The sequence below is a fragment of the Arenimonas sp. MALMAid1274 genome (assembly GCF_049195245.1).
Lineage (GTDB): Bacteria > Pseudomonadota > Gammaproteobacteria > Xanthomonadales > Xanthomonadaceae > Arenimonas.
This window is the reverse complement of sequence record NZ_JBMIRR010000027.1, coordinates 964385-977180: the sequence shown is the minus strand read 5'-3', so window position 1 is coordinate 977180 and position 12796 is coordinate 964385. Positions and strand designations below refer to the sequence as shown.

Genomic DNA, 12796 nt, shown 5'->3' with positions numbered 1-12796 from the left:
GGCTCAGTTGCTGGCCAGATCCTCGGGCGGGGCGCTGGTCAGCACGTCCAGCGCGCCGCCGGTGGCGCCCGGCAGCACCGGCGCGTCGGTGACCAGGACGCTCACGCCCGGAGTCAGCAGCGGCCGCACGCGCATCGCGAATTCCGGCGCCAGGTCGATGCGTTGCAGCGCCTGCGCATCCAGCGGCACGGTAGTGTCGGTCTCGTGGCCCGGCACGCCGATCGAAAACCACAGCGGCATCGTCTGCCCTGAGGCGAACGGATCAGGCTGCCCCGAATCCCCGTCCTTCACCACCAGCACCTGCGTGCCCAGTGGCGTGGCCGGATCCCGCAGCGTGATGCGCGCGCGGCCGATTTCCTTGCCGCCGCGGAACACCAGCAGGCGCCGGTCGGCGCCGCTGAGCAACAGCGTGACCGGTCCCTCGGGCGAGGCTTCGGGCTGCCAGCGGTAGTCCTGGCTTGCCGGCAGGCGCGGCTTCAGGTCGTCGGCGCCGGTGGCGGCGTCCACCGGCGAGAACAGGCCGGGATGGACGACGTCCTCGGGTGACTTGCCCTCCTGCGCCACCACCACGGTCATGCCCATCGGCGAGACCTCGAACAGCAGCCGTGCGAATTCCGAAGGCAGATGCACGCAGCCGTGCGAGGACGGATAGCCGGGCAGTCCGCCCGCGTGCAGCGCCACGCCGCCCCAGGTCAGCCGCTGCGTGTAGGGCATGGCCGCGTTGTTGTAGATGCTGGAGTGGTGGTCCTTGTCCTTTTGCAGGATGGTGAATACGCCGGTGGGCGTTTCATAACCCTGCTTGCCCGAGCTGGTGGTGCTGATACCGATCACCACGCCGTTGCGGTAGGCATACGCACGCTGCTCGGAAAGGCTGACCACCACCACCACCGGACCGCTCGGTGCAGCCTGCGCCAGCCACAGCCATTCGCCGGGCTTGAGGTCGGCAGGCGCGGTCCCTGCGGCGCGGGATTCTTTTGCGCCCCAGAACGGCACGGCGACCGCTTCGGGTACCGCCAGGCAAAGACTCAGGGCGAGGGCGAGCGAGGCAAGGCGCGACAGGGTCATGGCATCGGCTCCGTGGGGGCGAGGCCAGTCTAGCGCCGGCCCCCGGGGCCAGGGCTAGGGGGCGGCCAGGGCCGCCTTGTCACAGTGCAGGACTTGCGAGTCACGCAGCCAGTCCGGGTCGGGGTAGTAGGCAAACACGAACTGGCCCTGCTTGATCTCGTCGATCAGCGGCCTGGCCACGGCCGGCCGCAGGGCCGGGCAACCCCAGCTGCGTCCGAGCCGGCCTTGCGCCTGCGCCGTGCCCAGGTCCACGTAAGGCGCGCCGTGCATCACGATCGCACGCGCCATGGCCTGGTCGTTGTAGCCCGGTTCCAGCCCTTCCATGCGCAGCGAATAGCCGTTGGCGCCGTGGTAGGTCTGGTCGGTGAGGAACAGGCCCAGGCTGCTCTGGTGGCTGCCGTGCACGTTGGAAAAGCGGGTCGGTTTGTCTTCGCCCGAGCCCTGGCCGTGGGCCACCGGCTCGCGGAACAGCAGCTGGCCGTTCTCGACGTCGAACACCCACAGGCGGTGCTTGCGCGAAGGCAGGCGGTAGTCGATCACGGCCAGGCGTTTGGCCTTCGGCCCAACGCCGCGCGCCTGGGCACAGCGCATGGCCCGCAGACCGAGGCCAATCACGTGCGGATCGGCGTCGGGGGCCGAGCGCGCGAGGTCGGCGGCCGGCCTGGTCGCGGGCTCGACGGCCGAAGCCGCGGGCGCCAGGGAAAGGGCCGCGAGCAGGGGAAAGAGGCATTTCATGGCGGCAATGATAGGCAGGGGCCGCTGAACCCTTCGTTTTCGCCCGCACCGGCAAGGCGTCCGCCTCAGGCCGGCGGGGTGCCCCAGACCACGGGCTGCCGGGCCGCCAGCACCTGCAGGTGGCCCAGGCGCGCATGGGCCTCCGGATCGGCCAACAGGTCCGCCAAGGTGGCCTTGCCCGCGGCGGCGCCCCACAGCCCGACCCAGGTATTCCGGCCGCCATGCTTGGCGGCATACAGGGCGCGGTCGGCCAGGGTCACGGAGTCCTGCCACCCGGCGCGGTGCGTGGCCGCCGGCAAGAAGGGCAGGCTGGCGAAACCGATCGAGACCGAGACCGGGCCGGAGGTTTCGTCAGCCCCGGCCCCCACCGCGGCGCGCAGGCGTTCGGCGATCACGACGGCGCGGTCGCGATCAATGCCGCGACACCCGACCAGGAATTCCTCGCCACCCCAGCGCGCCACGATGTCATCGGGACGGCACGCAGCCCGCAGCCGGGCGGCGGTGGCGGCCAGGATGGCGTCGCCGGCGGCGTGCCCCAGCCGGTCGTTGAAGTCCTTGAAACGATCCACGTCGATCAGGAACACCACGCTGCGACGGTCGCCTTCGGCCACCGCTGCGCCCACTTCGGCCAGCGCCGTCTCGGCCGCGCGGCGGTTGGACAGGCCGGTCAGCGAATCCACGTTGCTCAGTCGGTGCAGCTTGCGGTTGACGCGCCGCTGGTAGAGGAAAAATGCGCCGGCCAGCAGGGCCAGCGCGCAGAACGCCGCGATCGCGCCATTACGCAGGCGCCGCGCATTGGCCAGGCCCAGGGCCTCCAGCCGACGTTCGTCCTGCAGGCGGGCCAGTTCCTCGGCGCTGCGCGCGTCCAGCAGCCTCGCCTGCAGGCCGGCCAGTCCCGAAAGCTGCTGGGACCGCAGCCGGTCGGTCTCCAGGGTGCGCAGCGCCTGCGTCGCTTCGTAGGCCGGCCGCCACTGCCCCAAGGCCACCCGGGCCGCGATCTCGGCCCGCAGCCCGTCGCGTTGCTCCATGCGGAACACGGTGTCGGCCACGGCGGCCCGTGCCGCCAGCGCGTGCCGGAGCGCGGCAGGGGCGTCCCCGGCCTGCAGGGCCAGTCCCGACATGCGGATCAGCGAAATCGCCGCGCCTGCCGGGTCCTGCCGGGCGAGCTGCCGGCCCGCCACCGACGCGAGCGAGTCCAGCGCGGCGGCGAGTTCGCCCTCGCCGGCGCGCAATGCGATCAGCTCGGCCCGCGCCCGCTGCAGCACCACCTCGTGGCCGGTCGCAAGCGCGCGTGTTTCGGCGGCGATGAAGGATTGCAGCGCGTCCGCATCGCGGCCCAGGCGCAGCTGATTGATGCCGCGGTTGTACGGCAGCGCCGGATCAGCCAGGCCCTTGCCGGATTCGATGGCCGCCGCCTGCGCGAAATAGGCTTCGGCCTGCTCGAACGCGCCCAGCTCTTCGCTGTGGATGCTGGCGACATTGATCAGGGTGGTGACCTGAGCCGCCTCCGACTCATCCTGGCTGGCGGCCTGGAAAGCGCGGGCATAAAAATCCAGCGCCTCCGGCGTTCGGCCCACCGTGTGCAGCGCGGCGCCGGCATTGCTCAGGGCGCGCAGCCGGAATTCGGGCGGCATCGCATGCTGGGCCAGGCGTTCGTCGATGCGGGCGGTGGCTTCGCCGGTGCGCTCCGCGTCGCCCGCCAGCGCGGCGGCTCGCGCCAGGCAGGCCAGCAGCTTCACTTCCGGGTCCACGGGCAGGTCGGGCGTGGCGAGCGCGGCCTCGGCCAATGCCACCGCTGCCGCCGGCTCGCGCGTGCGCAGCTCGAAGCAGCGCGCGACGGTGGCGTCCAGGTCGCTCGCGGGCGGTGCAGGCGTGCGGACGGCGGCCTGGCTCGACATCGACGCGGCCAGTGCCAGTGGCGCCGCGTAGCGAAGGATCCGGGCAGGGCGAGTCATGGTCAGGGCAGGGGTCCATGGCGGGCTTGGCTTCGAGTGTAGCCCCGGCCCGCGCCGGAAGCTGCCGTGCCGGTCACGTTCCGTTGTGCTTCCGGCGCCGTGCGCGCGACCCTGCGTCGGCCGGCTGCTATCATTCGCGGCCCGAACCCGTTTTTTGCAGGACACCATGGAACTCAATCCGATCCGCCAGCGCATCGCCGACCTCAAGGGCCGGCTGGATTCGCTTCGGGGGTATCTTTGACTTCGACACCAAGGTCGAACGTCTGGAAGAAGTGAACCGGGAGCTCGAGAGCCCCGACGTCTGGAACAACCCCGAGCATGCCCAGACCCTGGGCCGCGAGCGCGCCTCGCTGGAGAAGGTGGTCAACGGCATCCGCACGCTCACCGACAACCTGGTCGGCGGCAACGAGCTGATCGACCTGGCCGAGATGGAGGATGACGCGGAAACCGTCGCCTCCGTCGTCGAGGACGTCGAGAAGACGGCCAAGGAAGTCGAGCAGCTCGAGTTCCGGCGCATGTTCTCCGGCAAGATGGACGCCAACAACGCCTTCGTGGACATCCAGGCCGGCGCCGGCGGCACCGAGGCCCAGGACTGGGCCGAGATCCTGCTGCGCATGTACCTGCGCTGGTGCGAGTCGCGCGGCTGGAAGACCGAACTGATGGAAGTCAGCGGCGGCGACGTGGCCGGCATCAAGTCCGCCACCTTCCGGGTCGAGGGCGACTTCGCCTACGGCTGGCTCAAGACCGAGACCGGCGTGCACCGGCTGGTGCGCAAGTCGCCGTTCGACTCCGACAACCGGCGCCACACCAGCTTCACCTCGCTGTTCGTGTCGCCGGAAGTGGATGACAACATCGACATCGTCATCAACCCGGCCGACCTGCGCACCGACGTGTACCGTTCGTCCGGCGCCGGCGGCCAGCACGTGAACAAGACCGAATCGGCGGTGCGCATCACGCACGTGCCCAGCGGCATCGTCGTCGCCTGCCAGACCGGCCGCAGCCAGCACCAGAACCGCGACACCGCGATGAAGATGCTGGCCGCGAAGCTCTACGAGCTGGAGATCCAGAAGCGCAACGCCGAGAAGGACGCGGTGGAAGCCACCAAGTCCGACATCGGCTGGGGCAGCCAGATCCGCAACTACGTGCTCGACCAGAGCCGCATCAAGGACCTGCGCACGGGCATCGAGCGCAGCGATACCGAGAAGGTGCTCAATGGCGATCTTGATGAATTCATCGAGGCCAGCCTGAAGGCGGGCCTGGCCGTCGGTGCCAAACGGTCAGACGCGTAGTTCGCGGTTCCCCCTGCCCAGTTCCCTTCTCCAATTCCCTGACAACCATCCCGCCATGACCCAGCCCACCACGCCTCCGCCCGCCGCCGACGAGAACTCGCTGATCGCCGAGCGCCGCGCGAAACTCACGGCGCTGCGCGGCCAGGGCATCGCCTTCCCCAACGACTTCAAGCGCGAGCACTACTGCCAGGACCTGCAGGACGAGTTCGCCGACAAGGAGCGCTGGACGGCGGAGGCGCTGGAGGCGCTGGACCGGCGGGTGGCCGTCGCGGGCCGGCTGATGGCCAAGCGGGTGATGGGCAAGGCCAGCTTCGCGCAGATCCAGGACATGAGCGGCCGCATCCAGCTCTACCTGCAGGGCTCGGACTTGGGCGACAGCTACGACGCCTTCAAGGGCTGGGACGTGGGCGACATCGTGGCGGTGCAGGGCGGCCTGACCCGCACCCGCACCGGCGAGCTGTCGGTGAAGGCCGATGCGCTGCGCCTGATGACCAAGTCACTGCGGCCCTTGCCCGACAAGTGGCACGGGCTGGCGGACGTCGAGCAGCGCTACCGCATGCGCTACGTGGACCTGATCGTGAACCCGGAGGCGCGCGAGGTGTTCGTGCAGCGCTCGCGCATCGTGTCGGCCATGCGTGCGTGGCTGGACGCGCGTCGTTTCCTGGAAGTGGAGACGCCGATGATGCATTACATCCCCGGCGGCGCCACGGCCAAGCCCTTCACCACGCACCACAATGCGCTCGACCTTGACCTCTACCTGCGCGTGGCGCCCGAGCTCTACCTCAAGCGGCTCACGGTGGGCGGCCTGGAGCGCGTGTACGAGATCAATCGCAATTTCCGCAACGAGGGCGTGTCCACCCGGCACAACCCCGAGTTCACCATGCTCGAGCTGTACGAGGCTTACGCCACCTACATCGAGGTGATGGACCGGACCGAAGGCCTGATCCGCGACGTGGCCGTGCGCGCGCGCGGGACCGCGGCGCTGACCTGGGAAGGCATGGCGATCGACCTGGGGCCGCCGTTCCGCCGCTGGTCCATGACCGACGCGGTGCTGGAGCACAACCCGGAGATCACGCGCGGGGAATTGCGCGACCTGGCCGCGATGCGGCGCCACTGCGAACGGCTGGGCGTGCGCTTCAAGCCCAGCTACGGTTGGGGCAAGCTGCTGCTGGAGATTTTCGAGAAGACCGTCGAGCACACCCTGGTGCAGCCGACCTTCATCACGGACCATCCGGTCGAGGTCAGCCCGCTGGCGCGTGCCAGCGACCGCGATCCCGAGCTCACCGACCGCTTCGAGCTCTTCGTCGGCGGCCGCGAGCTGGCCAATGGCTTCTCCGAGCTCAACGATCCCGAAGACCAGAAGGCGCGCTTCCTGGCCCAGGTCGAGGCGAAGGAGGGCGGGGACGACGAGGCCATGCACTTCGACGCCGACTACATCCGCGCGCTGGAGTACGGCATGGCGCCCACCGGCGGCTTGGGCATCGGCATCGACCGGCTGGTAATGCTGGTCACCGACTCGGCGTCCATCCGCGATGTCCTGCTGTTCCCCTACATGCGGCCGGAATCCTGAGTATTCACTCAGGATTCCCCCACGATCCGCTGCGCGGATCGCGGGCCCCGGGCTCACTACTTCCGATCCCCCGCGGCTGTCGCCGCGCCCCCCTTGCCAAGGGGGGCTACGCACCAGGCGAGTGCGCTGAATTGTCTGGAGAAATCGCTGGAAAACATACCAGGTATGTTTTTCGGGGTTCAGGGTGGGGTGCAGGTTTCGGGAGCAAGTCCTTGCCGACGTTGAAATATCCGGAGTAAGCTGGGGTCGAGCCGCGAACAGCGGCAATCACGGTGTTTGCACCCGGGAGCTTCAGGTGAACGTTTTGATCGTCGATGACCAGCCTTCGCAGCGGACGATGTTCCGCCACCTGCTGGAGGACATCAGCCCTGAAGTGAAGGTGACCGACTTCGGCGACCCGGTGGAGGCGCTGCTGTGGTCCCAGCGCAGCTCGCCCGACCTGCTGCTGCTCGATTACCGCATGCCCAAGCTCGACGGCCTGGAGTTTGCGCGCCGCTTCCGTCGCCCGCTGTCGCACCGCGACGTGCCGATCATCCTGATCACCGTGGTCGGCGACGAGCCGATCCGCAACGCCGCCCTCGAGGCCGGCGTCATCGACTTCCTGGTCAAGCCGGTGCGCCCGCGCGAACTGCGCTCGCGCTGCCGCAACCTGCTGGCCCTGCGCCAGCAGCAGCAGAACCTCAAGACCCGCGCCCACGAGCTTGAGCGCCAGCTGCTGGCGCGCATGCACGAGCTGGACGAGCGCGAGCGCGAGATCCTGCACCGCCTGGCCAAGGCCACCCAGTACCGCGACGGCGGCAGCGTGGCCCACGTCGAGCGCGTCTCGCGCTACTCTGGCGTGCTGGCCGAGGCGATGGGCCTGCCCGAGGACGAGGTGCGCATGATCGAACTGGCGGCGCCGCTGCGCGGCATCGGCAAGATCGGCGTGTCCGACGCGATCCTGCTCAAGCCGGGCAAGCTCGACGCGGCCGAGTTCGAGGAAATCAAGAAACATCCGCGCCTGGGCTACGACATCCTCAGTGGCAGCAGCAGCAAGTTCGTGCAGGTGGGCGCCAGCATCGCGCTGCACCACCACGAGCGCTGGGATGGCAGTGGCTACCCCGACGGCCTGTCGGGCGAAGGCATCCCGCTGCCTGCGCGCATCGTCGCGGTTACCGACGTGCTCGAGGCGCTCACCACCGATCGCCCCTACCGGGAGGCCTGGCCAATGGCCAAGGCCCTGGATTACCTCAAGTCGCAGTCGGGCCAGCAGTTCGATCCGGCGGTGATTGACGCGCTGATGGCGCGCCGGGAGCGGGTCCAGGAGATCTTTGACTTCCACGCGCCGGCTCCGCTTTCGCGGTGAGGCCGCCAGGCCGGGCTTGCCCCGGCACCGCCCGTCCGGAAATGCCTGCGGGCGGGCCATAACTGACACGGGAGAGCAACTGCAGCCGCGGAATGGCCGGTACGCTGCCCACCCGGGCCGCCCCGGGCGGGATGAAGCAGGTCGGCACGCTTATTGCAATATCCCCCACAGGCGCGGGGATCGCCGGCGACTCAGGGTCCGGAGCTTTTTGCGATCAGGTCCACGATTTCGTCCAGGGACGGATTCTTGGGCAGGTTCAGGTCCGGGAACTGGATGTCCAGGGCGGTCTCGATGTCCATCATCAGGTCCACCATGGTCATCGAGTCCAGGCCGATCTCATCCTGCCGCGACGCGCCGGTCAGGCTGTCGGGATCGACGTCGTACTTTTCCTTGAGCAGGCGCTTCAACAGTTCCAGTATCTTGTTTCTGTCCATGAAAGTCCGGTTCCCCAGGTTGGTTCCGATGACGCCCTCGGTTGCCCACGACACAGGCTAGCCCATGACCGCAACTTCGCCAGACGAGCTGTCCACCAATGTGCGGGCCCAGGCCGACTTCCGCCTGAAGTTCGGCATCGCGGTGGCGGTGGTGATGCTGGCGATAATGTACTACGTCAGCCCCGAGAAAATCACGCAGCGACATGTCGTGGAACTCGCGATGGGCGTGTACATCGCCTATACGCTGGCGGTGCGCTATTTCTCCAGGCGCGACAACCGCCATGCGCAGGCGCTCGTCTACATCACGGCCGTCAGCGACCCATTGTTCCTGTCGCTGTGGCTCTACATCTTCGGCGATCCCGCGATCCTGTTCGCGGGCATGTACGTGTTCACCGTGCTCGGTTTCGGTTTCCGGCTGGGCAACGCGGCGATGTTCCTGTGCCAGGCGGTGTCCATCCTCGGTTTTTCCTTCGTGATGCTGGCGTCTGCGCACTGGCGTACGCCAGGCCTGGCCGAAATCTCGCATCTGGTCGTGCTGACGATGGTTCCGCTGTACGCATCGTCCCTGATCCGCCGCCTGCAGTCGGCCACCGCACTGGCCCAGTACGAGAGCAAGGCCAAATCCATGCTGCTGGCCAAGGTGAGCCATGAACTGCGCACGCCGCTCACCGGCATCGTGTCGTCGGCGCAGCTGATCGAGGTCGAAACCGACGACGAGGCCATCGCCAACCGCGCCCAGGCCATCCACGAGATGGCGTCCGGCCTGGACGCCGAGATCGAGCGCATGCTGGACCTGGCCCGACTCGAGTCCAAGGGCACGCGCAGCGAGGCCGCCGCGTTCGAACTCAGCCACGTCACCAGCCACGTCATGCGTGTGCTGTCGCCGGCCGCGTCGATCAAGGGCATCGAGCTGCGTCTTGACGCGGATCCGCGCATCGTCCGTCCGGTGATGGGCAGCGCGCAGGACCTGCTCGGCGTGCTGATGAACCTGGTGGGCAACGCCATCAAGTTCACCTCGGTCGGCTCGGTGACCATCAAGGTGGACCTGGTCGCGGACACGCCTGCTGGCTACCGGCTCCAGTTCGGCGTCAAGGACACCGGCATCGGCATTCCCGCCGAGCACCTGTCGCGGATCTTCGAGCCCTTCTACCAGGTCGAGTCGGGCGCCAACCGAAAGTTCGGCGGCACCGGACTGGGTACGTCCATCGCGATGGAATACGTCAAGCGCATGGGCGGACTGCTGCAGGTGCAGAGCAAGCCGGGCGAGGGCACGCTGTTCTGGTTCGAGCTGCAGATGCCGCATGCCGCGAAGGCCAGCGAGGAGAGTATGCCGCGCGCGGCGCCGCGCGTGGTCACGGGCAAGCGCGTGCTGATCGCCGACGACAACCGCGTCAACCTGGAGCTGCTGCGCCAGATGCTGCTCAAGGACCAGCACCAGGTCACCACCGCCACCTCCGGCGGGCAGGCCCTGCAGCTGCTGGCCCGCGAGGACTTCGACCTGGTGCTGCTTGACTTCAACATGGGTGACATCGACGGCGCGACGGTCTACCAGACCTACTGCTTCGGCCGCATCAACACCGCGCCGACCTATTTCATCACGGCTGATGCGACCCGCAGCACCGCCGCGCGGCTGGGAGAGACCGGGGCCGCCGGCGTGATCTACAAGCCCCTGTCTTTCGACAGCCTGCGCAAGGCCATCGCCAGCCAGTTCCCCGAGGAGATCGAGGAGGCACTTCCGGGCGAGGCCCCCGTGGCGCGCGCGGCCGCCCCGTCACTGTCGACACCGCCCGCTACGCGGACCGGACCGCGCCTGCGCGTGGTGCCAGTGGAGTTCCTGGATCCGGAGGCCATCGAGAACCTGCGCGAGATCAAGGACACACCCGAGTTCATGTTCAGCATGATCTCCGAGGGGCTGGAAGACCTGGAAAGCACGCAGGCAAGGCTGGCCGCGTCGCTGCGCCAGCATCGACTGCCCGACGTGCACCACGACGCGCACACCATGCGCGGCCTGTCGCTGAGCTTCGGCGCGGTACGACTGGCGGCCATCGCCGACCGGCTGATGACCATCTCCGACCAGGTGCTGGCCGACGAGCGCAACCAGTACCTGGCCGAGCTCAACCAGACCTATGCGCAGAGCGTGAACGCGCTGCGCGAGCTGCGCCGGCAGTACGCGCCGTCCGAAGCCGCAGGCCGGGACTACTGAGCCCGTCGGAGCGTGCCGGGCGTCAGGACGCCAGGCGCGCTTCCGTGGCGCTCTCGGGGCGCTGCATCATGATCAGCATGTCGAGCATGCGCAGCTCATCCGCCGTCAGCGACATCGCGGTTTCCACCCAGTCCTGGACGATGCGCACGCCCTCGTCATGGTTGAGCGGCGCGTGCCGGTAGCGGCTGGCCTGCACCTTCAGGCGCGCCTTGAGTCGGGACGAATGGTTGGCCACGAACTGCTCGACCGCCAGCTCGCCTTCGCCCTTGGCGCAGACCTGGTCGATCAGGCCCATGTCGAACAGCTCGGCCGCCTTGTAGATTTTCTTGTTGGTCATCATGCGCTCGGCCTGGCGGGCGCCGATGCGGTCGGCCAGCAGCGACATCGCGCCGGTGCAGGGGAACAGGCCGAACATGATTTCCGGGAAGCCGAACGTGCTCTGCTCTTCGGCGATCAGGAAGTCGGTGCTGAGCGCCATTTCGAAGCCGCCGCCCAGGGCGCGGCCCTGCACCAGCGAGATCGAGGCCAGCGATTCCTTCATCTGCGCCGACCAGCCGTGCAGCAGGTTGAGGCAGCGCATCGAGTAGGCGTACAGGCGATCGGCCTGGCGCGCCTGGATGCACTCGCGGAAGAAGCTCAGGTCGCCACCGACGCTGAAGTAGTCCGGATGGCGCGACTGCACGACGGCATAGTGCAGCGGCGCGACGACGGTGCAGGCTTCGCTGCGCAGCCCGTCGATCACGCCCTGGAACTCGGCCACCAGGTCAGGGGTGAAGTTCTGCAGGCCGGTGAGCGGGTCGGGTGCGAAGCTGGTCCACAGCACAGGCATGGCCAGCTGGCGGAACTGGGTGGAAACGCGCTTGTGGGCGAAGCGGGCGACGGTGGGGTGGGGCGTGTGCATGACGGTCATTTCAGTTCTCCGGGGCGGGACAGGCAGGGTCAAGCGGGCTTGGGTTGGCGGGACACGATCAGGGCGGCGTTGGTGCCCCCGAATCCACAGCTGAACGACAGTGCGTTCTCGATGTGGAATCCGGACCGGGGCGCGGGGCCCACGTGATTGAGCGAACACCGCGGATCTGCTTCACCCAGATGCATGCTGGCCGGCAGTACCGAGCCCTGCATCGCCAGGACCGTCACGACCAGCTCAAGTGCGCTGGCGGCCCCCAGGAGATGGCCGTGCACGGCCTTGGTGGAACTCACGTACGCGTCGTCGACGCCTTCGCCAAAGACGCGGCGGATGGATTCTGCTTCGATCACGTCGCCGCCGTCGGTGGCGGTGGCATGGGCATTGATGTACTGGACCTCGTCCGGGCGGAGGCCGGCGTGTTCCAGCGCGGCCTGCAGCGCGCGTACCTGGCCTTCCGTGGCCGGCATGCCGATGTGCGAGGCGTCCGAGGACACGCCGTAGCCGCGCAGGTAGCCATGGATGGTGGCGCCGCGGGCCTTGGCGTGTGCCTCTGATTCCAGGATGACGAAGGCACCGCCTTCCCCGAGCACCAGGCCCGAGCGTGCCTGCGAGAAGGGCTTGCAGCTGCGCGAGGCATCCTCCGGATCGGGCTGCGACATCGCCCGGGTGCCGGAGAACACGCCGCTGACCATCGCCGACAGCGGCGCCTCCGAACCGCCCGCGACCGCGACGTCGAGGTAGCCGTCGGCGATCGCACGCGCGGCTTCGCCGATGGCGACGCCCGACGCACCGCAGGCGCTGCCGTGGGTGAGCACCGGCCCCATGATCTTGTTGCGGATCGAAATCTGCGCGGCGCCGCCGTTGCTCATGATGGCCATGGCGGTGAAGGGCCGCGAGGCCTGCTTGCCTTCGGCCAGCAGGGTTTGTGCCCAGGCCTGCACCGACGCGGCGCCGCCATTGACGTTGCCGTAGTACACGCCGGCACGCAGGCCATGTGCGCTGAAGTCGTCGATACCGGCGTGCTCGATCGCCTGCCGGGCCGCCAGTACGGCGAAATGCTGCACCCGGTCCATGAAGGGGCGTTCAAGCCGGGTGAAGGCTTCCTCGAAGTCGCCGGTGACCACGCCCGCCGGGATCGGTTTGAGCAGCGGATCGAGCGTTACCGTCTGGATGCCGGACCGGCCCGAGCGCAGCGATGCTGTGACCTCGGCAAGGCTCTGCCCCAAGGGAGACAGGACTCCCAGCCCGGTGATCGCGACCGGCCGCCTCTGCATGGTGTTACCTCTGGGGGGG

At 68.5% G+C, this 12796-nt stretch carries 10 protein-coding genes; 4 read left to right on the top strand and 6 right to left on the bottom strand.

Going from position 1 to position 12796, the window contains the following annotated elements; all coding sequences use genetic code 11:
• Window positions 1-3: 3 nt before the first annotated feature.
• The 3 genes from ACOQFR_RS13170 to ACOQFR_RS13160 form a co-directional block, all read right to left on the bottom strand.
• Window positions 4-1065, bottom strand: coding sequence for a L,D-transpeptidase (locus ACOQFR_RS13170; protein WP_421382616.1), 1062 nt, complete (start codon window positions 1063-1065; stop codon window positions 4-6).
• Between the two features lie 54 nt (window positions 1066-1119).
• Window positions 1120-1800, bottom strand: a complete 681-nt coding sequence (locus ACOQFR_RS13165) for a murein L,D-transpeptidase catalytic domain family protein (RefSeq protein ID WP_421382614.1) — start codon at window positions 1798-1800, stop codon at window positions 1120-1122.
• 65 nt (window positions 1801-1865) lie between these two features.
• Window positions 1866-3755: a GGDEF domain-containing protein gene (locus ACOQFR_RS13160; protein ID WP_421382612.1), complete on the bottom strand. Its 1890-nt coding sequence runs from the start codon at window positions 3753-3755 to the stop codon at window positions 1866-1868.
• A gap of 166 nt (window positions 3756-3921) precedes the next feature.
• On the opposite strand from ACOQFR_RS13160, the gene prfB reads away from it, so the two are divergent.
• The 3 genes from prfB (at window position 3922) to ACOQFR_RS13145 (ending at window position 7959) form a co-directional block, all read left to right on the top strand.
• Window positions 3922-5044, top strand: a protein-coding gene (prfB, locus tag ACOQFR_RS13155; RefSeq protein ID WP_421382610.1) for a peptide chain release factor 2 whose coding sequence is annotated in 2 segments (ribosomal slippage) — window positions 3922-3993 and window positions 3995-5044 — 1122 coding nt in all. Because the reading frame shifts where the segments join, the coding sequence is not laid out codon by codon here.
• A gap of 55 nt (window positions 5045-5099) precedes the next feature.
• Window positions 5100-6614: a lysine--tRNA ligase gene (gene lysS, locus ACOQFR_RS13150; protein WP_421382608.1), complete on the top strand. Its 1515-nt coding sequence runs from the start codon at window positions 5100-5102 to the stop codon at window positions 6612-6614.
• A gap of 226 nt (window positions 6615-6840) precedes the next feature.
• Window positions 6841-7959, top strand: coding sequence for an HD domain-containing phosphohydrolase (locus ACOQFR_RS13145; protein WP_421383302.1), 1119 nt, complete (start codon window positions 6841-6843; stop codon window positions 7957-7959).
• A gap of 191 nt (window positions 7960-8150) precedes the next feature.
• On the opposite strand, the gene ACOQFR_RS13140 is transcribed toward ACOQFR_RS13145, so the two are convergent.
• Window positions 8151-8393 carry an acyl carrier protein gene (locus tag ACOQFR_RS13140; protein WP_421382606.1) on the bottom strand — a complete coding sequence of 81 codons (243 nt, stop codon included), beginning with the start codon at window positions 8391-8393 and terminating at the stop codon, window positions 8151-8153.
• Between the two features lie 64 nt (window positions 8394-8457).
• Between ACOQFR_RS13140 and ACOQFR_RS13135 the strand changes: the two genes are divergently transcribed.
• On the top strand, window positions 8458-10596 hold the full coding sequence (locus ACOQFR_RS13135; RefSeq protein ID WP_421382604.1) for an ATP-binding protein: 2139 nt from the start codon (window positions 8458-8460) through the stop codon (window positions 10594-10596).
• A 22-nt stretch (window positions 10597-10618) separates the two neighbouring features.
• Here ACOQFR_RS13135 and ACOQFR_RS13130 read toward each other — a convergent pair whose 3' ends face one another.
• Both ACOQFR_RS13130 and ACOQFR_RS13125 read right to left on the bottom strand, forming a co-directional pair.
• Entirely contained in the window at window positions 10619-11506 is an 888-nt protein-coding gene (locus ACOQFR_RS13130) for a crotonase/enoyl-CoA hydratase family protein (RefSeq protein ID WP_421382602.1), read from the bottom strand.
• A 29-nt stretch (window positions 11507-11535) separates the two neighbouring features.
• Window positions 11536-12777 carry a beta-ketoacyl-[acyl-carrier-protein] synthase family protein gene (locus ACOQFR_RS13125; RefSeq protein WP_421382600.1) on the bottom strand — a complete coding sequence of 414 codons (1242 nt, stop codon included), beginning with the start codon at window positions 12775-12777 and terminating at the stop codon, window positions 11536-11538.
• Window positions 12778-12796 lie beyond the last annotated feature (19 nt).

Bases quoted from the DNA above. Each gene is read 5' to 3' on its own strand.
- ACOQFR_RS13130 (WP_421382602.1), bottom strand. From the start codon at position 11,506: ATGACCGTCATGCACACGCCCCACCCCACCGTCGCCCGCTTCGCCCAC.
- ACOQFR_RS13135 (WP_421382604.1), top strand. From the start codon at position 8,458: ATGACCGCAACTTCGCCAGACGAGCTGTCCACCAATGTGCGGGCCCAG.
- ACOQFR_RS13125 (WP_421382600.1), bottom strand. From the start codon at position 12,777: ATGCAGAGGCGGCCGGTCGCGATCACCGGGCTGGGAGTCCTGTCTCCC.
- lysS (WP_421382608.1), top strand. From the start codon at position 5,100: ATGACCCAGCCCACCACGCCTCCGCCCGCCGCCGACGAGAACTCGCTG.
- ACOQFR_RS13160 (WP_421382612.1), bottom strand. From the start codon at position 3,755: ATGACTCGCCCTGCCCGGATCCTTCGCTACGCGGCGCCACTGGCACTG.
- ACOQFR_RS13165 (WP_421382614.1), bottom strand. From the start codon at position 1,800: ATGAAATGCCTCTTTCCCCTGCTCGCGGCCCTTTCCCTGGCGCCCGCG.
- ACOQFR_RS13140 (WP_421382606.1), bottom strand. From the start codon at position 8,393: ATGGACAGAAACAAGATACTGGAACTGTTGAAGCGCCTGCTCAAGGAA.
- ACOQFR_RS13170 (WP_421382616.1), bottom strand. From the start codon at position 1,065: ATGACCCTGTCGCGCCTTGCCTCGCTCGCCCTCGCCCTGAGTCTTTGC.